This window comes from Pseudoprimorskyibacter insulae (genome assembly GCF_900302505.1).
Classification (GTDB): Bacteria; Pseudomonadota; Alphaproteobacteria; order Rhodobacterales; family Rhodobacteraceae; genus Pseudoprimorskyibacter; species Pseudoprimorskyibacter insulae.
Genome location: NZ_OMOJ01000011.1, coordinates 62,049 through 83,281, shown reverse-complemented (window position 1 = coordinate 83,281; position 21,233 = coordinate 62,049). Strand labels below are relative to the sequence as shown.

20 protein-coding genes and 1 pseudogene are annotated in these 21,233 nt (G+C 60.4%); 13 read left to right on the top strand and 8 right to left on the bottom strand.

Features of this window, described 5'->3' with window-relative positions; translation table 11 throughout:
* Together PRI8871_RS17110 and PRI8871_RS17105 are read left to right on the top strand one after the other, a co-directional pair.
* Positions 1-115, top strand: a pseudogene (locus PRI8871_RS17110) (IS5/IS1182 family transposase); the annotation flags it as partial.
* Between the two features lie 365 nt (positions 116-480).
* On the top strand, positions 481-744 hold the full coding sequence (locus PRI8871_RS17105) for a hypothetical protein (protein WP_108887413.1): 264 nt from the start codon (positions 481-483) through the stop codon (positions 742-744).
* Between the two features lie 142 nt (positions 745-886).
* Here PRI8871_RS17105 and rhaI read toward each other — a convergent pair whose 3' ends face one another.
* Both rhaI and PRI8871_RS17095 read right to left on the bottom strand, forming a co-directional pair.
* A complete protein-coding gene (gene rhaI / locus PRI8871_RS17100) occupies positions 887-2,152 on the bottom strand; it encodes an L-rhamnose catabolism isomerase (protein ID WP_108887412.1) in 1,266 nt (421 codons plus the stop codon).
* Positions 2,153-2,161: 9 nt separating this feature from the next.
* On the bottom strand, positions 2,162-4,264 hold the full coding sequence (locus tag PRI8871_RS17095) for a bifunctional rhamnulose-1-phosphate aldolase/short-chain dehydrogenase (RefSeq protein WP_108887411.1): 2,103 nt from the start codon (positions 4,262-4,264) through the stop codon (positions 2,162-2,164).
* A gap of 189 nt (positions 4,265-4,453) precedes the next feature.
* Between PRI8871_RS17095 and PRI8871_RS17090 the strand changes: the two genes are divergently transcribed.
* From PRI8871_RS17090 to PRI8871_RS19710, 11 genes are all read left to right on the top strand, one after another.
* Positions 4,454-5,257 carry a DeoR/GlpR family DNA-binding transcription regulator gene (locus tag PRI8871_RS17090; RefSeq protein WP_108887410.1) on the top strand — a complete coding sequence of 268 codons (804 nt, stop codon included), beginning with the start codon at positions 4,454-4,456 and terminating at the stop codon, positions 5,255-5,257.
* Positions 5,258-5,290: 33 nt separating this feature from the next.
* A complete protein-coding gene (rhaS, locus tag PRI8871_RS17085) occupies positions 5,291-6,283 on the top strand; it encodes a rhamnose ABC transporter substrate-binding protein (RefSeq protein ID WP_108887409.1) in 993 nt (330 codons plus the stop codon).
* A gap of 155 nt (positions 6,284-6,438) precedes the next feature.
* A complete protein-coding gene (locus PRI8871_RS17080; protein ID WP_245897929.1) occupies positions 6,439-7,932 on the top strand; it encodes a sugar ABC transporter ATP-binding protein in 1,494 nt (497 codons plus the stop codon).
* Positions 7,933-8,913, top strand: a complete 981-nt coding sequence (locus tag PRI8871_RS17075) for an ABC transporter permease (RefSeq protein WP_108887407.1) — start codon at positions 7,933-7,935, stop codon at positions 8,911-8,913.
* Positions 8,910-9,893: an ABC transporter permease gene (locus tag PRI8871_RS17070; RefSeq protein WP_108887406.1), complete on the top strand. Its 984-nt coding sequence runs from the start codon at positions 8,910-8,912 to the stop codon at positions 9,891-9,893. The genes PRI8871_RS17075 and PRI8871_RS17070 overlap by 4 nt, the downstream gene beginning before the upstream one ends.
* The gene (gene rhaM / locus PRI8871_RS17065; protein WP_181389508.1) at positions 9,893-10,207 is read left to right on the top strand and encodes an L-rhamnose mutarotase; all 315 of its coding nucleotides are present in this window, start codon (positions 9,893-9,895) and stop codon (positions 10,205-10,207) included. Before PRI8871_RS17070 ends, rhaM begins: the two co-directional genes overlap by 1 nt.
* A complete protein-coding gene (locus tag PRI8871_RS17060; RefSeq protein WP_108887404.1) occupies positions 10,204-11,562 on the top strand; it encodes an FGGY-family carbohydrate kinase in 1,359 nt (452 codons plus the stop codon). The genes rhaM and PRI8871_RS17060 overlap by 4 nt, the downstream gene beginning before the upstream one ends.
* 64 nt (positions 11,563-11,626) lie before the next feature.
* Positions 11,627-12,484: a putative selenate ABC transporter substrate-binding protein gene (locus tag PRI8871_RS17055; protein ID WP_108887403.1), complete on the top strand. Its 858-nt coding sequence runs from the start codon at positions 11,627-11,629 to the stop codon at positions 12,482-12,484.
* Positions 12,481-13,137 (top strand): ATP-binding cassette domain-containing protein, encoded by a 657-nt coding sequence (locus PRI8871_RS17050; protein ID WP_108887402.1) that lies wholly within the window; start codon positions 12,481-12,483, stop codon positions 13,135-13,137. Before PRI8871_RS17055 ends, PRI8871_RS17050 begins: the two co-directional genes overlap by 4 nt.
* Positions 13,130-14,569 carry a PhnE/PtxC family ABC transporter permease gene (locus PRI8871_RS17045; protein WP_245897928.1) on the top strand — a complete coding sequence of 480 codons (1,440 nt, stop codon included), beginning with the start codon at positions 13,130-13,132 and terminating at the stop codon, positions 14,567-14,569. The genes PRI8871_RS17050 and PRI8871_RS17045 overlap by 8 nt, the downstream gene beginning before the upstream one ends.
* Before the next feature lie 112 nt (positions 14,570-14,681).
* Entirely contained in the window at positions 14,682-14,828 is a 147-nt protein-coding gene (locus tag PRI8871_RS19710) for a hypothetical protein (protein ID WP_181389507.1), read from the top strand.
* A 2-nt stretch (positions 14,829-14,830) separates the two neighbouring features.
* Here the strand turns inward: PRI8871_RS19710 and PRI8871_RS17040 are convergent, their stop codons facing one another.
* The 6 genes from PRI8871_RS17040 to boxB all read right to left on the bottom strand — a co-directional run bounded on the left by PRI8871_RS17040 (position 14,831) and on the right by boxB (position 21,219).
* A complete protein-coding gene (locus PRI8871_RS17040; protein WP_108887400.1) occupies positions 14,831-16,894 on the bottom strand; it encodes a 3-hydroxyacyl-CoA dehydrogenase NAD-binding domain-containing protein in 2,064 nt (687 codons plus the stop codon).
* 48 nt (positions 16,895-16,942) lie between these two features.
* Positions 16,943-17,860: a helix-turn-helix transcriptional regulator gene (locus PRI8871_RS17035; protein ID WP_108887399.1), complete on the bottom strand. Its 918-nt coding sequence runs from the start codon at positions 17,858-17,860 to the stop codon at positions 16,943-16,945.
* 93 nt (positions 17,861-17,953) lie between these two features.
* A complete protein-coding gene (locus PRI8871_RS17030; RefSeq protein WP_108887398.1) occupies positions 17,954-18,370 on the bottom strand; it encodes an acyl-CoA thioesterase in 417 nt (138 codons plus the stop codon).
* Positions 18,370-19,557, bottom strand: coding sequence for a benzoyl-CoA 2,3-epoxidase subunit BoxA (boxA, locus tag PRI8871_RS17025; RefSeq protein ID WP_108887397.1), 1,188 nt, complete (start codon positions 19,555-19,557; stop codon positions 18,370-18,372). Before boxA ends, PRI8871_RS17030 begins: the two co-directional genes overlap by 1 nt.
* Positions 19,554-19,706, bottom strand: coding sequence for a hypothetical protein (locus PRI8871_RS19705; protein WP_181389506.1), 153 nt, complete (start codon positions 19,704-19,706; stop codon positions 19,554-19,556). The genes boxA and PRI8871_RS19705 overlap by 4 nt, the downstream gene beginning before the upstream one ends.
* A gap of 61 nt (positions 19,707-19,767) precedes the next feature.
* Positions 19,768-21,219 carry a benzoyl-CoA 2,3-epoxidase subunit BoxB gene (boxB, locus tag PRI8871_RS17020; RefSeq protein WP_108887396.1) on the bottom strand — a complete coding sequence of 484 codons (1,452 nt, stop codon included), beginning with the start codon at positions 21,217-21,219 and terminating at the stop codon, positions 19,768-19,770.
* Positions 21,220-21,233 lie beyond the last annotated feature (14 nt).

Below are 21,233 nucleotides of genomic sequence, written 5' to 3'. Positions count from 1 at the left end.
GATCATGTTTGGCAGGCTGAAGGATTGGCGACGTGTGGCCACACGATACGACAGATGCCCCAAGGTCTTCCTCTCCGCAATCGCACTCGCCGCGCTGGTCATCTATTGGCTATGAGTCCTGACCCTAGGAGTATGATGGGTAGTTTACGAAGCATGTTGAGGCGGCCTATGTACGAATAAAAACAGTTATGCACACCACCCGGGACGGGGGAAGCGACTTGGAAAGAGATACGTATAAGCCGCTCAGAAATTTTCCCCAAAATCTCGCAGGGTGCATCGTCACTTCTGTACTTGGAGGGGCTGTCGGGAGGATACCCTGCGAATAAACAGGAGGATATAATACCTACAAGCATTTGGAATTAAACGATTTAAAATTGGGAGCGATATTCCGGTACTCGCCTCCATCACCGTTTGATGTAGTCAGCGCTACGTATTGGGAAGCCGTGACTTTTGTGACGTTCCTTACGATATGAGGCGGAAGTGACTCAGAGCGAATTTTTCTGGAACTGCAAAATCGGTGGCTTGCTGGCCGTTGCATCTGCGGCAACGATCCTAATGGCGCGGTTTCAAATCGTTCAAAGCAAGCAGTTTCCGCCTCTTGTCCTATTTGCGACTGGGGTGTTCTTGATGTTTCGGGTCTTTGTGCCTTGGGTCTTTACCTGCTTGAGAAGGTTCAACACAGCCGAAATGAATGCCGACATGAAACGGCATCCGCTATCGAAGTTCTTTATTGTAGAGCGCTGACCCTAAAAAGCAGTGCGCTTGCGTATCAACGTCTTCGGAGCGCGCGGCGTCCCCACCGAGGGCGGGCCAGTGCTTTGCAGCTTTTGCACCCGATCACCGAAGAAAACGGCGCTGGCAAGTTCCCCCACCAGCGCCGGATCAATCACACGATACCGCCGCCTGCGCCGCTGACTTTGGGGCGGATTTGGCCGACGTTGGCCCGGTATCCTGAGGCGCGGTAGGTCATGACCGGGTCAATGGCGGCGCCGACCTCAAGGCGGGCCATTTGAAGGATCGGCTCAACATCCGTGCGGAAGGCACGGCGCAGCGTGGCCGAGGCCATCAGCGCGTCATTCTCGGCTTGATAACCGGCCAGAACATCCCGCTGCACCAAGGACGCCTGCACATAGGCGCGCTGGATCTCGATGGCAGAGATCATCAGGCTTTCGATCGGATCGGTCACATTGTGCGACTGGTCGATCATATGCGCCAGATTGAGGTCGGGGCTTTCGGCATCCACCAGCTCGTTCCAGACAAGGAACAGGCGGTACGGCTCAATCGTGCCGCTGTCCAAATCATCGTCGCCATATTTGGAATCGTTGAAGTGGAACCCGCCCAGCTTGCCCGCACGGATCAGGCGCGACACGATCATCTCGATGTTCACGTTGGGCGCATGGTGGCCAAGATCGACCAGACATTTCGCGCGTTCGCCCAGTTCCTGCGCGATCATGAGCGAGGTGCCCCAGTCCTGCACGACCGTGGAATAGAACGCCGGCTCATAGATCTTATGTTCGCTGAAGATCTGCCAATCCTCGGGCAAGGCGGCATAAATCGCCTGCATCGACTGCATGTAACGATCAAACTGCTGGCCCATATGGGTTTGGCCCGGAAAGTTCGCGCCATCGCCGATCCAGACCGTCAAGGCGTTGGACCCAAGCGTTTGACCGATTTCAATGCATTCGATGTTGTGATCCACCGCCTGCTGCCGGGTGGCGGCATCGGTGTGCGACAGCGAACCAAACTTATAGGAATGCGCCTGATCGGGCTGATCCTGAAAGGTGTTGGAATTCATCGCGTCAAACCCAAGCCCGTGTTCTTCGGCCTTGGCTTTCATCTCGGCCGGGTCGGCCTTATCCCATGGGATGTGTAGCGACACCTTGGGCGTGGCTGCCGTCATCGCGTGGATCACCCCGCAATCGTCGAGCTTGTCAAAGATGTTGCGCGGCTCGCCGTCACCGGGGAAGCGGGCAAAGCGCGTGCCGCCCGTGCCGGTGCCCCAAGACGGAACCGCAACGCCAAACCCCTTGGCGCGGTCCTTGATGGCGGCAATGTCGATCCCGCGGCGGTCAAGCTGTTCGCCCAAAGCCTCATAATCGCGGGTCAGATCGGCAACGCGCCGGGCGTTTTCGGACTCAATAACCGTTTTCATACTGCCACCTTACCGCGTGAATGCCTGAACATTGCCAGCATCGACGTTGATGATATTGCCAGTCGATTTCGACGAAGCATCCGAGGCCAGAAAATACGCGGCTTCCGCGATGTCTTCGGGCAGGACGGACCGTTTTAGCATGGACCGGTTGCGGTACATCTCCTCTAGCCCCTCTTTGTCGGTGCCGTAGGTTCCGGCCCGCTGTTCCAGCCATTCGCCTTCCCAGATCTTCGATCCGCGCAGCACCGCGTCGGGGTTGACCACGTTGACCCGAATGCCCGCCTCTGCGCCTTCCAGCGCAAGGCAGCGTGCCAGATGGATTTCCGACGCCTTGGCCGTGCAATAGGCCGAAGCATTGGGCGATGCGGCCAGACCGTTCTTGGAGGCGACAAACACGACCGATCCGCCGATCCCCTGCTGTCGCAGCACTTTGAAGGCTTCGCGGCTGACAAGGAAATATCCGGTGCTAAGGATGTCCATGTTCTTGTTCCAAAGCGCCAGCGTGGTCTGTTCGACCGGCGCGGAGGAGGCGATGCCCGCGTTGGACACCACGATATCGACACCTCCAAATTCGACCGAGGCATAGGCATAGGCCGCCGCGACCGCGTCCTCATCGGTCACGTTCATGTCAACCGCGCGCACAACGTCCTTGCCGAACTGGCCCGCAAAGCCTGTGCGAACCTCCTCCAAGGCGTCGGCGTTGATATCGGCCAGCATGACGCAAGCGCCCTCAGACAGATAGCGATGCGCCGTGGCCGCCCCAATGCCCCCTGCCCCGCCGGTGATCAGCGCCACGCGCCCGGCCAGCGATTTCGGCTTGGGCATACGCTGGAGTTTCGCCTCTTCCAGAAGCCAATATTCGATGTCAAACGCCTCTTGTTCCGGCAGACCGCAATATTCGGACACGGCAGACGATCCGCGCATCACGTTGATCGCGTTGACATAAAACTCGCCCGAGATTCGCGCCGTCGCCTTATCCTTGGCAAAGGTGATCATCCCCACGCCCGGCACCAGATAGACCACCGCATTGGGATCGCGTAGCGCAGGCGAATTGTCGTATTTGCAGCGGTCGTAATAGGCGGTGTAGTCGTCGCGGTAGGCCGCGACCTGCGCGGGCAGGCCTTCCAACACCTCGTCGATGTTGTTTTTGACCGGATCGAAGGCAACCACCAAGGGCCGGATTTTGGTGCGCAGGAAATGGTCCGGGCAGGACGTTCCCAGCGCGGCCAGCGGCTGCATATCCTTGGCATTCACGAATTCCAGAACGGCGGGTTGGTCGTCGAAATGACCAACCATGTGCTGTTTGCCCGAAACCATGCCCCGGATCGCGGGCATCAGTTTCGCCGCAACCGCGCGGCGGGCATCCGCATCCAGCGACTTATGAATCGCCCCGCCGAAGGCCGGAACACCTGCAGTTTTCGCCTCGAACCAATCCATGGCCTTCTGGATGATCTCCAGCGTCAGTTCATAGCAGTCCTTGGCGTCATCGGCCCAAGTAAACAGGCCATGCGATTCCAGCACCACGCCCTTGGCATCAGGATTGTCCTGACAGAATTTCTCTAGCCACAGGCCCAGCTCATACCCCGGCTTTTTCCAAGGCAGCCAACCGATGGCATCGCCGAAAATTTCCTGGGTCAGTTCCCGCGAATTCTTGGAGGCGGCGATGGCGATGATTGCATCGGGGTGCATGTGATCCACATGTGCCTTGGGCACATAGGCATGCAGCGGCGTGTCGATTGAGGCGGCGCGCGGGTTCAGGTTCCAGGTGCAATGGGGCAGATAGCCGACCATTTCATCTTCGAACTCCACACCACGATACAGGCCCTTAAGTGCCCGCAGTTTGTCCATGTAAAGCGTGGCAAAGCCGTCCATCTTGATCGATCCGACATCCCCGCCCGAACCCTTGACCCACAGCACTTCGACCGTCTCGCCGGTCAGCGGGTCGCGTTCCTGCACCTTGGCCGAGGTGTTGCCGCCGCCATAATTGGTAATCCGCTTGTCAGAACCAAGCAGGTTTGAGCGATAAAGCAGCTTTTCAGATTCGCTCATGCCAGCGGCTTTGGCGTCATCCCAGCCGTTCGCAAGGCGCGTGGCTGCACCAGAATTCGTCATGATGTCCTCCCTCAACGCGAAAAAGCGCGGTAATAAACAGTTGCGCCCACACTGAGGGCACACGACAAACTTGTCAATCACAAACGATCATTTTCAACAGTATGCAGGCGCAGCATGATCGTTTGTGACATTTTATGATTGACAAAACGCCGCAGAATCTCGCAACATCCCATTCAGAGGGAGGACTCAATGCACGAAAAAGAACGCCACAGGGTTATTCTATCTGCCGTTCAGGACCGCCCGGTCGTGACCGTCATCGACCTGTGCGGCTTGACCGGAGCATCCGAAGCCACCATTCGCCGCGATATCGCGACCCTTCACATGCAGAAGAAGCTGCGCCGCGTGCGCGGCGGGGCCGAGGCGATCTCGCCGCCGCAATTCGTCGGACTGGCGGGTCGTCCCTTCGCGATCAACGAAACGATCAATATCAAGCAAAAACAAGCAATCGCGCTTGCCGCTGTGGAACTTTGCAACGACGGCGAACCGATCATCATCAACGGCGGCACGACCACCTTTCAGATGGTCCACCCGCTGGCGACGCGCCGGATGCAGGTGTTTACCAACTCGTTCCCGATTGCAGAACATCTGCTGAAGAACTCAAAGAACACCATCATGTTGTCGGGCGGGGTGATTTACCGCGAACAGAACATCGTTCTGTCCCCCTTCGAAAATGATGTGACCCGCAATTTCTATGCCCGCCGCATGTTCATGGGCGCGCAAGGCATCGGCCCGCTGGGGCTGATGGAGGCGGACCCGCTGCTGATCCAGGCCGAACAAAAGCTGATCGGCCAAGCGGATGAACTGATTGTCCTGGTGGACAGTTCCAAATTCGAACAGCGCAGCAGCCTTGTGCTTTGCCCGCTGAACCGGATCGACACCGTGATCACCGATGAGGGGATTTCGGACAAGACCGCGGCCTTGCTTGAGGCCGCAGATGTCAAGCTGATCGTGGCCCCTGTCGAGGCCGTGAAAGCAGAGGGGGCGGCCTCTTAGCATCCGCCGATCGTACACTTCTGGGAGGAAAACATGAGTGTGATGAAGAAAATCCTATCGAGTGTGGCTGTCGCCGCAACTATGATGGCAAGCACAGCTCAGGCCGAAGACATGCGCATCGCGCTGGTGGTCAAGGCGCTTGGGATCGGATTCTTTGAGGCGGCCGCCAAAGGGGCCGAAGAGGCCGCGGCCGAGCTTGGCGATGTCGAGATCATCTACACCGGCCCGACCGACACCACCGCCGAAGGCCAGATCGAGGTGATCAACAGCCTGATCGCGCAGGGCGTTGACGCCATCGCGATTTCGGCCAACGACCCTGACGCGCTGGTTCCGGCGCTGAAAAAGGCCATGCAGCGCGGCATCACCGTAATCTCCTGGGACTCGGGCGTGGCGCCTGAAGGTCGCCAGATGCACCTGAACCCGTCGTCGAACGCCTTGATCGGCAATATGATTATCAAGCTGGCCGCCGACCACCTGCCCGATGGCGGCCAAGTCGCGGTTCTGTCGGCCTCGGCCACCGCCACCAATCAGAACATCTGGATCGATGAGATGAACAAGGTGATGGGCGACTATCCGGGTATCGAAGTGGTGACCACGGTCTATGGCGACGATCTGGCCGACAAATCCTATCGCGAAGCGCAGGGCCTGATGCAATCCTATCCCGATCTGGACGCCATCATCGCCCCCACCAGCGTTGGCATCGTGGCCGCAGCCCAAGCCGTGGCGGATGCCGGCAAGGTTGGCCAGATCAACGTAACCGGCCTTGGCCTGCCGTCGGAAATGGCCGGCGCAATTGACAGCGGCGCATCGAAGTCCTTTGCCATCTGGAACCCGATCGATCTGGGCTATTCGGCGGCAATGATTGCCCATGCGCTGGCAACCGAAGCCGCAACCGCCGAGCCGGGCGCCGCGATCCCGATGGGGCGTATGGGATCGGTTACACTGGACGATACCAACTCGGGCGCAATGGCAGATCCGTTTGTCTATGACAGCTCGAACATCGAACAGTTCAAGTCGATCTTCTGAGGCTTTGGCCTGACGTTTCGGATCGCAGGCGCGATCCGACCGGCTGGGGGGCGCTGCCCCCCAGACCCCCCGGGATATTTTCAGTCAGAAAATACTCAGTCAGAAATTACAAGGAATTTGGCGTGACGCCTGAGAGTTTGACACCCCCATCGCCGGTGGCGCCGGTTTTGCGGCTTGACCGGATTACCAAGACTTTTCCCGGCGTCAAAGCCCTGAACGAGGTGGAGCTGGCGCTGTATCCGGGCCAGGTGACCGCGCTTGTGGGTGAAAATGGCGCTGGCAAATCGACCTTGGTCAAGATCCTGACCGGGATTTACCAGCCCGATGGCGGGGCGATTACGGTCGATGGTACGCCAGTGCGGTTTCGGGCGGCGCAGGATGCGGCCGATCATGGAATTACCGCCATTCATCAGGAAACGGTTCTGTTTGATGATCTGAGCGTGGCCGAAAATATCTTTCTGGGTCATGCGCCCAAATCACGGTTTGGGTTGATCGACACCTCAGCGCAGCGCCATATGGCGGCAGAGATTTTGCGCGGGATTGGGGCCGAGATTGATCCCGATGCACGGCTGCGCGATCTTGGCATTGCGTCCAAGCATCTGGTGGCCATTTCGCGCGCGCTGTCGATTGACGCCCGTGTGGTGATTATGGACGAGCCGACGGCGGCGCTGTCGCATAAGGAAATCCATGAGCTTTATGATCTGGTCGAGCAGCTGAAAGCGCAAGGCAAGGCGATCTTGTTCATCAGCCATAAGTTCGATGAGATCTTTCGGATTGCCGACCGTTATACCGTGTTCCGCGATGGCCAGTTCGTCGCCGAGGGGCGCATTGATGAGATCACCGAAGGCGATCTGGTCAAGATGATGGTTGGCCGGTCCGTGGATCAGATCTTTCCCAAACGCGCCCCGCAGATTGGCGAGACCGTCTTGCAGGTCACTGGATACGATCACCCGACCGAGTTTGAGGACATCAACTTTACCCTGAACAAGGGCGAGATTTTGGGCTTTTACGGGCTGGTTGGCGCGGGCCGGTCCGAATTTATGCAGGCGCTGTTCGGCATTACCAAGCCGTCCAAGGGCGTGACCAAGATCGACGGCAAGATCCGCGTGATCCGGTCGCCCGCCGAGGCGGTCAATGCCGGGATTGTCTATGTGCCTGAGGATCGGGGCCAGCAGGGCGCGATCCGGCCCATGCCGATTTTCCAGAACGTCACCCTGCCGTCATTGGCGCGAACGTCTCGTAATGGGTTTATCCGTCTGGCCGAGGAATTTGCCCTTGCACGCGAATTCACCCAGCGGCTGGATCTGCGGGCAGCATCGCTTGATACGCCGGTTGGCAATCTGTCGGGCGGCAATCAGCAAAAGGTGGTCATCGCAAAATGGCTGGCCACGCAGCCCAAGGTGATCATTCTGGATGAGCCGACCAAGGGCATCGACATCGGGTCCAAGGCCGCCGTGCATGACTTTATGGCCGAATTGGCCGCACAAGGATTGGCGGTGATCATGGTCAGCTCAGAGATCCCCGAAGTTCTGGGCATGTCTGACCGGGTGATCGTGATGCGCGAAGGGCGCATTGCGGCGGAACTGGAGGGCGATGATTTGACGCCTGAAACCTTGGTCCGGCATGCCGCCGGTATCGCGGAGGCCTGAATGAAACAACTACTGTCATCCCGCGAATTGATCCTGAGCGCGGCCATCGTCGTCATGCTGGGGCTGATCGCGACGCGGTTTCCGGGCTTTGTTGCGCCGGGCAATCTGGCGGATGTGTTCAATGACACCTCGCCGCTGATCATTCTGGCGATTGGTCAGATGATCGTGATTTTGACCAAATGCATCGATCTGAGCGTCGCGGCCAATCTGGCCCTGACCGGCATGGTCTGCGCGATGATCAATGTGGCCGCGCCGGGCGTGCCTGTGGCGGTGATCGTGTTCGTAGCCATTGCCTTGGGCGCGTTGCTTGGGGCGTTCAACGGCATTCTGGTCTGGAAGCTGGACATCCCGCCCATCGTTGTGACCCTTGGCACGATGACCATCTATCGCGGCATCATCTTTCTGATTTCAGACGGAAAATGGGTGAACAGCCATGAAATGAGCGACGCATTCAAAGCCTTCCCACGCGCCGAGGCGCTTGGCCTGCCGATGCTGTCATGGCTCGCGATTTTGATGGTTGTGATCTTCTTTGTGCTGATGACCCGCACCACCTTGGGCCGTGCCTTTTATGCCGTGGGCGGCAACCCCCATGCCGCTGTCTACACCGGAATCAATGTCGGCAAGTCGCAGTTCTGGGCGTTCGTGTTTTCCGGCGCGCTGGCCGGGCTGACAGGCTATCTGTGGGTGTCGCGCTATGCGGTGGCCTATGTCGATATCGCGCTGGGGTTTGAGCTGGATGTGGTCGCGGCCTGCGTGATTGGCGGCATCGCCATCTCGGGCGGGATCGGATCGGTCGGCGGGGCGGTTCTGGGGGCGCTGTTTCTGGGCGTCATCAAAAACGCGCTTCCGGTCATCAACGTCAGCCCCTTTTGGCAAATGGCCATCTCTGGCAGCGCGATCATCATTGCCATTGCGGTGAACACCCGCGCCGGACGCACCAAGGGCCGCATCATTCTGAAAAAAGCAGAGCACGCATCATGAGCAGCACCGACCGTTTCATCCCCGACCGGCTGCAAAGCCCATTGCAGCAGCGGCTGAAAAGCTGGGAAACGCTGTTGTTGGCGGTGGCGATTGGCATCTTCATCGCCAATTCGCTGGCCTCGCCCTATTTCCTGAACGCCTGGAATCTGAGCGACGCGACCTTCAACTTTACCGAGAAGGCGATGATTGCCTTTGCGATGGCGCTGCTGATCGTGGCGGGGGAAATTGATCTTTCCGTTGCCTCGATCATTGCGCTGGCCTCCACCGCGATGGGCGCTGCGGCGCAGGTCGATGCCTCGACCCTGACCTTGGTTCTGGTTGGGCTGAGCGTTGGGCTGGCTTGCGGGGCGTTCAATGCCGTGCTGGTCTGCGGTATGGGCCTGCCGTCGATCGTGGTGACCATCGGCACCATGAGCCTGTTCCGGGGCATCAGCTACATCATCCTTGGCGATCAGGCCTATCGCGGCTATCCGACCAGTTTTGCCTATTTCGGCCAAGGCTATGTGTTCTGGGTCATCAGCTTTGAATTCGTGTTGTTTGCCATTCTGGCGGTGATCTACGGTGTGATCCTGCACAAGACCAACTTTGGCCGCGCGGTCTATGCCATCGGCAACAATGCAACCGGCGCGCTGTTTTCCGGCATTCGGGTGAACCGGGTCAAATCCATCCTGTTCCTGCTGACCGGGCTAATGAGCGGCGTCGCTGCCGTTTGCCTGACGTCGCGGCTTGGATCGACGCGGCCTTCGATCGGCCTCGGGATGGAGCTTGAGGTGGTCACGATGGTCGTGCTTGGCGGGGTCAACATCCTTGGCGGGTCTGGCACCATTCCCGGCGTGGTGATTGCAGCCTTTGTCATGGGGCTGGTGACCTTTGGGCTGGGCCTGCTGAACGTGCCGGGGATCGTGATGTCGATCTTCATCGGCGCGTTGCTGATCGGGGTCATCGCCCTGCCCCGCCTGTGGCAGAAATGGAGAGGATGATGCAGAAATACGCGTTCAAAATGGTGCTGAACCCCGGCATGCGCGACGAATACAAACGACGCCATGACGAGATCTGGCCCGAGCTTGTGACCTTGCTGAAAGACGCGGGCGTGACCGACTATTCGATCCATCTGGATGCGGAAACCAACATCTTGTTCGGCGTGCTATGGCGCAGTGACGGCCACGGGATGGAGGATCTGCCAAGCCATCCGGTGATGCAGAAATGGTGGGCGCATATGGCCGACATCATGCAAACCCATCCCGGCAATGAACCCGTCGCGACCCCGCTTGAGACACTGTTCCACCTGCCATGAAGCGCATTGCCGTCATAGATGTGGGCAAGACCAACGCCAAGCTGGCGCTGGTCGATGGCGCCACGCTTGAGGAAGTCGCGGTTCTGACCCGGCCCAATCGGGTGCGCCCCAGCCCGCCTTGGCCGCATTTCGAACTAGAGGGGCATTGGACCTTTTTTCTGGACGGGCTGCGCGCCTTTCACGCCGACCATGGCGTCGATGCCATCAGCATCACCACCCATGGCGCATCGGCCACCCTGATCGGCCATGACGGGCAGGCCCTGCCCATGCTGGATTACGAACACACCGGCCCCGACGTGATTGCCGCCCAATATGATGCGATCCGCCCCAGCTTTGCGGAAACAGGCTCGCCGAGGTTGCCGATGGGGCTGAATGTCGGGGCGCAACTGCATTGGATGTTGCACGCAGATTCCGGCCTGCGCGGCCGCATCCAGACCATCGTGACCTACCCGCAATACTGGGGCTATCGCCTGACCGGGGTGGCGGCGACCGATGTGACCAGCCTTGGCTGCCACACCGACCTGTGGAACCCGCACACCGGGCAATTCTCGGGGCTTGTCGACCGGTTGGGGATCCGCGATCTGATGGCCCCGGCCCGCCGGTCGTCGGACGTTTTGGGGCCGATCACGGCCAGCGTTGCCACAGCCACGGGCCTTGCGCCCGACACGCCGGTTGTCTGCGGCATCCACGATTCCAACGCCTCGCTTTACCCGCATCTATTGGGCCGGTCCGGCGCGTTTTCGGTCGTGTCTACAGGCACTTGGGTCATCGCGATGGCGATGAATGGCAGCGCGGCACGGCTGGACCCGGCCCGCGATACGCTGGTGAACGTCAACGCCTTGGGCGACCCGGTGCCAACGGCCCGTTTCATGGGCGGGCGCGAATTTGAGCTGATCCGCGCAGGCCGCGACATCACCGTCACCGACCAAGACCGCACCCGCGCCCATGACCTGATGCTAATGCCAGCGGTTGAGCCCGGCACCGGCCCCTTTGCAGGCCACGCCCATGCCTGGAGCCGCCCGCCAAGCACCCCCGGCGAAGAGATGGTCGCCCTGTCGTGGTATCTGGCGCTGATGACCGACACATGCCTGGGCTTGACCGGCGCATCCGGCCCTACGGTGATCGAAGGGCCTTTTGCCCGCAACGCCGATTACCTGTCGATGCTGGCCGCCATCCGCCCCGCCGGGGTTGAGGTCGCCGCCTCCTCCACCGGCACCAGCGTCGGCGCGGCGCTTTTGTGTCTGGGGGCGCAATCCGGCGTCGCCACCCGCAGCATCCCCGCGCCGGACACATCGGTGCTGCAATCCTATGCCGACCGCTGGCGCAGGGCGGTTGCGAAACACACCGGGGGTTGAACACAAGGACCATCGGCGGCAATAGGTCGGGCAAATTCCAACCTAATTTCAAAACCACAGGCCCATGATGCGCAAAACCCTTACCGCCGTCGCCGCGATGCTTCTGACCGCCAGCAGCCTTACCGCCGAAACCCTTTACTTCTCGGCCATCCCCGATGAGGACGAAACCGCCCTGATCGCGCGTTTCGAAAAGGTCGCCGACTATCTGGAAGGCGCGCTTGGCGTCGATGTTCAGTTCGTCCCGGTGAAAAGCTACGCCGCTTCGGTCACCGCATTCCGCAACGATCAGGTGCAACTGGCATGGTTCGGCGGTCTGACCGGCGTTCAAGCCCGCCGCCTAAGCCCCGGTGCCAAGGCGATTGCGCAAGGTGTCGAAGATCAGACCTTTGTTACCTATTTCATCGCCAACAAAGCGCTTGGCCTGACCCCGTCCGACACCTTCCCGGAAGGCATCGAGGGCCGCACCTTTACCTTTGGGGCGAAAACCTCGACCTCGGGGCGGTTGATGCCCGAATTCCACATTCGTCAGGAAACCGGCAAATCGCCCGAAGACCTGTTCGCCAAGGTCGGCTTCTCGGGTGACCATTCGCAAACCCTGCGCCTTGTCGCCTCGGGCGCATGGGACGTGGGCGCGTTGAACTATTCGGTCTATGACAAGGCCGAAGCCGAGGGCGCACCGCAGGCAGATGACGCCGTGGTGATCTGGAAAACCCCGCCCTACCCTGATTACAACTGGACCATTCGCGGCGATGTGGATGCCCGCTTTGGCGATGGTTTTTCCGATAAGGTGCAGGCCGCGCTGATCGGCCTGACCGATGCCGATGTTCTTGCCAGCTTCCCGCGCTCGGGCTTTATCCCCGCGCAGGACAGCGACTATCAGCCGATTGAGGACGTCGCGACCGAGCTTGGCCTGCTGGAATGATCCTGCAGCTGAAGCAGGCGCAATTGGGCTACGGTCAGGGCGCAGTCCTGACCGATGTAACCCTGACCCTCTACAAAGGGGAACGCGCCGCGCTTCTTGGCCCCAGCGGGGCCGGCAAATCCACCCTGCTGCGTGAGGCGTATCGCCAGATCGCCGATGCGCAGCGGGTGGCCCTGATCCCGCAGGATCTGGGCTTGGTGGACCCTTTGACCGTCACCAAAAACGTCGCCATGGGGCGTCTGGATGACCACGGCGGGGTTCGCAATTTAAGCGATTTGATCTGGACGCGTGGCGCCGACCGTGCGGCCATTCTTGAAGCGCTGTCGCCCGTCGATTTGACAAACTACGCCCCGCGCCGGGTGGATAGCCTATCGGGCGGGCAACGCCAGCGCACCGCAATAGCGCGGGCGCTCTATCGTGGCGGTGATGTTCTGATCGCGGATGAGCCGGTGTCAGCCGTCGATGAATCCCGCGCCGCACGGATCATGAACCTATTGGCGGACCGGTTTGAAACAGGCATGGTTGCTCTGCACGATCTGGGCTTGGCGCGGCAATACGCGACCCGCCTGATTGGCATTCGCAGCGGAAAGATCCAGTTCGACGCCGCCCCCGATGATCTGCCACAATCCGCGCTGGATGCGCTTTATGCCTAGGCTTCCCGTCGCGCTTTGGGTTCTTCTATCGGCGGCGATTGCGCTGCCATTCGCCGACTTGGGGCTGGGCCACCATTCCCCCTGGGCCGAGCTTGGCCGGATGGCCAGCGGTGCCTTGCGCCCAGATTTCACCCGGATCGAAGATCTTGGCCGCGCCTTGGCCCTGACCGTGGCCTTTGCCGTGGCGGGTGTTGGGCTTGGGGCGCTGGCCGGGGCGATCATGGCCCCGTTCTACCGCCTTGCCCCCGTGCGGGCCTTTTGCATCGCCATCCGGTCAGTCCATGAGCTGTTCTGGGCATTGTTTTTGATGCAGGGGCTTGGCCTTAGCGCCTTGACCGGCGTTCTGGCGCTGGCGCTGCCCTATGCCGGGATCTTCGCCAAGGTGTTTGCCGAACGGTTCGAAACCCTGCCCCGCGCCGCCTATGACGGGCTGCCGCCAAACCTGCCGGGCCTTGTGCGACTCTGCTGGGTGGCGGTGCCAAGCACATGGCCCGCGCTATGGTCCTATACGCTCTACCGGATGGAATGCGGGCTGAGGTCCAGCGCGGTGCTGGGGTTTATCGGGCTGCCGACGCTGGGCTTTCAACTCGATAGCTTTTTCAAACTGGGGGCCTACGGCGCGGCCTCGGCCATTTTGATTTGCTACATCGCCCTAATTGCCTCCATGCGTTGGTGGATGCGGCCGCGTCTGGTGCTGATTTGGGCCATCGCTGCGGCGGCCTTGCTGCTGAGCCTGTCCAGCCCGCCGATGGGGCAAGGGGCCTTCTGGCGCTTCCTGACCCAAGACATTGTCCCCGCCCCCCTGCGCAATGGCGGCGATCTGGGCGCTTGGCTGTGGTCGCTTCTGGCGCATGAGGCTTGGCCCGGCATCCTGGCCACCTTGATCGTCACGCAAATCGCCCTTGCCGCAACGGCCGCGGTGGCCTTGTCCAGCTTTGGGCTGGCGGTGCGGCGGGTGACGGGGACATGGGGCCACCGCGCCGGGCAAGCCCTGCTGATCGTGATGCGCAGCTTGCCCGAATACATGCTGGCCTATCTGTTCCTTCAGGCGCTGGGGCCGTCCATGCTCCCGGCTATTCTGGCGCTTGCGTTGCACAATGGCGGGATCATCGCACATCTGATGGCGCGGGATGCCACCGATCTGGCCCCGACCCTGCGCCAAGACGCGCCGCGCGGTATGACGCATTGGGGCTGGGACCTGCTGCCGCGCCTGTCAGGGCCGTTCTGGGCGCTGCTGCTGTATCGCTGGGAAATCATCCTGCGCGAAACCGCTGTCATGGGTCTGTTGGGCGTGGCCACTCTGGGCTTTTACATCGACAGCGCCATGGCCGAGTTGCGCATCGACCGGGCCTTGGTTCTGTTGGCAGCTACGGCACTTCTGACCGCCACTGTGGACTGGCTATCAAGACGGTTGCGCAAGGCCGCCCATTGACATGCAGAAATTGCATATCTGCCATAACCGTTTGCAACTGGTGATTTTTTAAGCACCCCCTATGATGCGCGGCAGAGCGCCCCCGCGCTTATCACGACCAAGAGGCATCACCATGAGTGCCATGACCTACGCCCACGCGTTTCACCTACCCTGCTTTCGGATGGTCGGCCTGTTCTTCCGGCCCGAAGGGCAAGCCCCCCGGACCGCAGCAACCCCGCTCACCCTTCTGGCCATGTCTCTTCAGGGCTGGCGCGCCTGATCTCAGGCGGGCGTCCAATCGGCAAACCGAATATCCTTGGCGGCACAGTCTTTGACAACCTGCGACGGTGCCCATACCAGCGGGTCTTCGGCGCACAGCGCCTCCAGCCCCGCCAGAACCTCCTTCGCCCCAAGCGTATCGGCGTAATGCATCAACCCGCCGCGCCAACGCGGAAAGCCATAGCCCGACATGGTGACCAGATCGATATCTGCCGCCGACTGGGCAATGCCTTCACCCAAAATCGCGGCCGCTTCATTGATCATCGCCAATAGCAACCGGTGGCGGATTTGATCGGCGGAATAATCCGTGCGAGTGATCTTGGCGAAATGCGCCTCTTCGATGGCCAGATCGGCAACGATGGGATCTTCGACCTTGCCGTTGCCACCCGGATACCGATACCAGCCCGCGCCCGTTTTGCGGCCCAGTTTGCCCAGTTCGACCATACGGTCAGCAATCGGGATATACCGGCGGTTCGGGTCGCGTGTGGCATCCTGACGGCGACGGTTGGCATGGGCAATGTCCAACCCGGACAGATCCTGCGCCTCATAGGGGCCCATGGCATAGCCGAATTCGACCATCGCCTCATCAACCTCCCACGGGGTTGACCCATCCATGAACACCGTATCCGCCGCTTCGCGATAGCGGGCCAGAATGCGGTTGCCGATGAACCCGTCACAGACACCAGCCAGCACCGGGATCTTGCGCAGGGTCTTGGCAAGGGCAAAACCCGTGGCCAGCGCCTCATCCGAGGTGGCATCCCCCCGAACAATCTCCAACAGCTTCATGATATGGGCGGGCGCAAAGAAATGCAGACCGACCAACCGCGACGGCGCTTGCAGGGCCGAGGCGATCTCGTTCACATCGAGATAACTGGTGTTGGTGGCCAGAACCGCACCGGCCTGCACGGCGGCCTCTAGCTTGGCAAAGATCTGCTTTTTGACGTCCATGGATTCGAACGCCGCCTCAATCGCCAGATCGACCTGACCCGCATCGCTGTAATCGTGGCTAAGGGTCAGGCGCGCGCGGCGGTCTGCTGCGCCCTCTTCGGAAATCAGACCACGTTTCAGGCTGGCCGCGACGATCTTTTCAACATTGTCCCGCGCCCGCGCGACGCCATCGGCATCGGTTTCCAGCAAGACAACCGAAAGGCCCGCATTCAGCATCGCATAGGCAATCGCAGCCCCCATGGTGCCGCCGCCAACAACGGCGACAGACGCCACATCTTTGGGCGTGGCGGTCAGCCAATCGGGCGCTTTCGCCCCGCGTTCGGCAAAGAAGGCATGGCGCAAGGCGCGGGCCTGATCTTGGGTACGCAGTTCAAGGAAAGCGGCGCGTTCTTCGGCCATCCCTGCGGCCAGATCGGCGGTCATCGACAGTTCCAGCAGGTCAATCGCCCGCTGCGGCGCGATCTGCCCGCGCATCTTTTGGTCAGCCGTGGCGCGGGCCGCTGCGAACAGCTCTGGCGCGGCCTCGCCCGTGTTCAATTCGCCCACCGGCACGGCCATGCCCAGCCATTCCGAATTTGTCATCTCGGCAAAGGCAACCGGGTCTTCATCCACCTCATGGACCAGGCCGATCTGCTTGGCCGCGACGCCCGACACCGGCTTGCCCGTGGGGATCAGGGCCAAGGCCTGCTCCATCCCGACCAGACGCGGCAGGCGCTGCGTGCCGCCTGCGCCCGGCACAACGCCAAGCGTCACCTCTGGAAAGCCAATCAATGCCTTGGGATGGGCCACGCGATACCGGCAAGCCAAGACAATCTCGGCCCCGCCGCCCAACGCCGGGCCGTGAATGGCGGCAACCCAATGCACATGGCTGGTTTCAATCGCGTTCAGCACGTCGGGCAGATGCGGCTCTAGTGGCGGGCCGTCGAATTCCTTGGCATCGGCCCCAGCGGCAAAAGCACGCCCCGCACCCGACAGGATCACCCGCTCTAGCCCTTCGTCCTCGGCCCACTTGACCGCATCAAGCAAACCCTGACGCATGTCGCGGTTGATTGCGTTGACCGGCGGGTTCGTCAGTTCGACATACCCATACATCCCTTGCTTGCGGCGTGTGACAGCCATGAGCGTCCTCCCTCAATAATGGTGAATTGCCTGCGACCGGCCCTTGGATCAGGTCAAAAACCCTTTGTCCTCGATCAGGGCCAGCAGGCGTTCAAGCGATTCCTCGGGCGCACGGCCCGAAGTGTCCAGTTGCGCATGTGCGCGTTCATACAAAGCCTCGCGGCTGCGCAGAATGACTTTCAGCTGTTCCATCGCCTCAGGGTTCCCGGCCATCGGGCGCGTGTCGCCCTGCGCCCGCACCCGCGACATATGCTCATCGGGGCTGGCCTTGACCCAGATCGTATGGAAGCGCGACAACAGCAAATTGTAGGTGTCGGGATCGGCCACGATGCCGCCTGCGACGGCCAGGATCATCGTGTCATGCATCGCGATCACGCGTTCCACCGCTTGCGATTCAAGACGGCGATAGCCTTCCTGACCGTATAGCGCCATGACCTCATTCACCGGCATGCCGGAATGGTCTTCGATTTCGCGGTTCAATTCGACGAATGGCACGCCCATCTTGGCACCCGCCATCGCGCCAAGGGTCGATTTTCCCGCCCCGCGCAGACCGATCAGGCAAATGCGCCGGGCGCGCATCGCTTCGGGCGGTTCGGGGCTAAGAAGCTCAAGCACCTTTTCGCGGGTGCCCGCCGGGGCGGATCGGAACAGATCTGCCACACGCAGCACATCCGACGACCAAGGGTCTTCGCCGCCGACCAGCCATTCGATCCGCAGATCCAGCGCAATCGCCACACGCAGCAGCAGCCCGATTGAGATATTGCCCTCGCCCGCCTCAAGCTGCGCCAGATAGCGCGGCGACACACCCGACAGTTCGGACACGACCCGGCGCGGCATGCCCTTTAGGTCACGCGCCTTTCGAACCCGGTCGCCAACGGACCGGATCAGCGCTTCGACCTCTAGGTCGGCGGCATTTTCGGGCTTGGCAGTGACCGCCTCGCCTTTGAAGTTGGTAATCTCGCTCATACCGGCTGACTTATGAAATATAATGCACAAAGTGTAGCCGGAATTTCGGGGGCGTCAAAAGGATTTCGCATCTTGAGGCCCCCATATCACATCTTATGTCGCGGGGATCAGATGGGCGGTCACGATTTCCCGGATTCTTTCGGGTGGCGGCATTTTGCGGAACGCATCGGCCTGCGTGAAAACGCAAACAAAATCCCCGCCGAAACAAAGCGTGCCGTCCTGATACCCGTCCACATGGAACCCGACCGAGGTCGTGCCCAAACGGTTCGGCCAAACCTTGCAGATCAGGCGGTGGCGCGGCGTCACGGGCGACCGGAAGTCCATCGACATGCTGACAAAGGGCGTGCCCATATTGCGGTCCATTTCCATCTGGAACCATCCGTCGCCTGTCTTGGCTTCCCACCAGCCATTAATGGCATCCAACGCGAACCATGGCAGCCGCGCGGTATAGGCAATTTTGGCCGGGTCACAGTCACCCCAAGTGACCCGGATTTCGTGCTCATAGATCATCAATACGTCTCGACGTGATAGCGGCCTTCGTCGCGCATCTTGTCGCGCAGGGCGATCCATTGTTCCCCTTGGCTTTCGGCGATATTGGCGAAGGATTTCTCAACCCCCTCCTCCATGCCGCGCAGGCCGCAGATGTAGATATGGGTCTTGGGATCTAGCAACAGTTCGGCGACCGCCTCTTCCTCAACCATCATACGATCTTGGACATATTCCTTGGCCACATCGGGCTGACGGCTAAAGACCAAGTGTTTTTTCAGAACGCTGTCGGGGATCTTCCCCAGCGGGCCGAAATACGGCAGGCTATCTGGCGTACGGGCACCGAAGAACAGCACCATGTCGCCCGCAGCCCCTGCCGCCATCCGCTGGCGGCGCATGGTGAAGGCGCGGAACGGGGCGGACCCGGTGCCGGTGCAGATCATCAGCAAACGCGATGCCGGATCGTCGGGCATCAGGAAGGTCGCGCCGAAGGGGCCGGTTACGCGGACCTCATCGCCGATCTTCAGATCGCAGACGTAGTTCGAACACAGGCCCTGATCTTCGCGTTTCACGGTCAAAGACAGGTTGTTGTAGTTCGGACGTTCGCCATCGCGGGGCGAGGATACGGAATAGAGACGCGGCAGGTGCGGCTTGCCTTCGGCATCAGTACCCGGCGGAATAATCCCGATCGACTGGCCTTCCAGAACCGGCATGGGCTGACCGCCGAAATCCAGAATGATGTGCCGGACATCTGCACCGCTGGCCTCTTTGGTCAGGCGATAGTTGCCTTGAACCTTGGCCACCGCAGGCTTGCCCAGATTGTACATATTGACCGACGCCTTGGCCGCCGATGCCGGGGCCTTGGATTTGCCGCCCGCGCCCTGATGCGCCTCGGCCAAAAGGGCGGCCATCGCCTCATCCAGCGCTTCGATCCCGCCATCATCACCGCCGCCAATGTCGGCCTGTTCGGGCAGCTCGGTCCATTCGAATTGTTCGCCCACCGAATAGGCCGTGTCCACCACGCGCCATTCGTCGATAGACCCGGTTGGGCAGACGGGAATGCAATCCATGCAGAAGTTGCACTTATCCGCATCGACTACGACGTTGTCGTCATTGTGGACGATCGCCTCAACCGGGCAGGTCATTTCACAGGTGTAGCAGCGAATGCAGATCTCGGGGTCGATCAGGTGCTGCTTGAGGGGTTTGTTCATTTTGGTTTGCCTTTGGGCTTCAGCACTTGCGGTGGAACATAGAGCAATTCGAGCAGTTCCAGACAAGTGCCGGTGCAATCCGTGCAGCCAAGACAACCGTCCGATCCGATGGCGCGGCGACGCAGGCCGCCAAGGTCCGATGTCAACATTGCTTCAATCTCCAATCCGTTTAAACGGATGGCCCCGGACTGGGGCCATCCCGGCCTTGGATCAGGCCATGTGCAGTTTCACGTATTCAAAATCGCCCGGCTTGTTGTCGATGCCGACCTTGGGCGCCGCAATCCAGCTGGCGAATTTGCCCGGCTCATAGACCGGCTTCATCAGCGACTGGATGAAATCACCATCGGCCTTCGAGGGCAGCCATTCATCGCGCTTGGCATCCCATGCCTCACGGCTTAGCAGGTCGCCCGCGGGATCAAACGGCATGCCGTTAAACACGCCGATCTGACGGTGGAAGCTTTCGTGCGGCATCTTCAGTTCGAATTCGACACCAGCCTTTTCGATGATCTTGTTCCAACGGCCAACGCCGCCAGCGGCATCGCGGACATAGTCATCACGCAGGCGCATGTTGATTGCGGTCAGCGCAGGCGCATCTTCGCGCACCAAGGCACCGTCTTTGATCGTCCAAACCGGATAGGTGTCGCCGGTCAGCTTGTGGTCATCGTCGATGCGATGCTCCATGTAGCGGCCTTTGATGCCCGCGTTGAACGCGTTGGCGGCGTTGGTCGAAACCTCTTGGCCGAACAGATCAAGCGACAGCGTGTAGTGCAGGTTCAGCTTTTTCTGGATGGTCGGCAGATCGATGACGCCCAGATCGCGGATCTTGTTGATGTCATACGGGTCGGTAATGCCCGCCTTGTTCATCGCCTCGACCGTGGCCTGAATGGTCCGGCCCACGCCGGTTTCGCCCACGAACATGTGGTGCGCTTCTTCGGTCAGCATAAAGCGGCAGGTGCGCGACAGCGGGTCAAAGCCGGACTGAGCCAAGCTTTCCAGCTGCATCTTGCCGTCACGGTCGGTGAAGTAGGTGAACATGAAGAACGACAGCCAATCGGGCGTTTCTTCGTTGAAGGCACCCAGCATACGCGGCGCTTCTTCCGAACCAGACGAGCGGATCAGCAGATCATCGGCTTCTTCGCGGCCATCTTTGCCGAAGTACTTTTGCAACAGATAAACCATCGCCCAGAGGTGACGGCCCTCTTCGACGTTTACCTGAAACAGGTTGCGCATGTCATAAAGCGACGGCGCTGTCAGACCAAGGAAACGCTGCTGTTCAACTGAGCCCGGCTCAGTGTCGCCCTGAATGACGATCAGACGCTTGAGCAGGTTGCGGTATTCGCCCGGTACTTCCTGCCACGCGGGCTGGCCAGCATGTTCGCCGCAGGGGATTACACGCCCTTCGACTTGCGGGGCCAGCAGAACGCCCCAGCGGTATTCCGGCATTTTCACATAGTCGAACTTGGCCCAGCCCTTGGGGTCCACAGAAACGGCGGTGCGCAGATAAACCATCGATTCCTGGAAGTTCTGCGGGATCAGGTCATTCCACCAATTGATGTAACCGGGGTGCCATTTTTCAAGCGCCTTGAGCACGCGCTTGTCCGAGCTGAGCCCCACATTATTGGGGATCTGGGTGTCATAGCTGACGTTAATAAGGTCAAGCATTTCGGGTCCTCCTC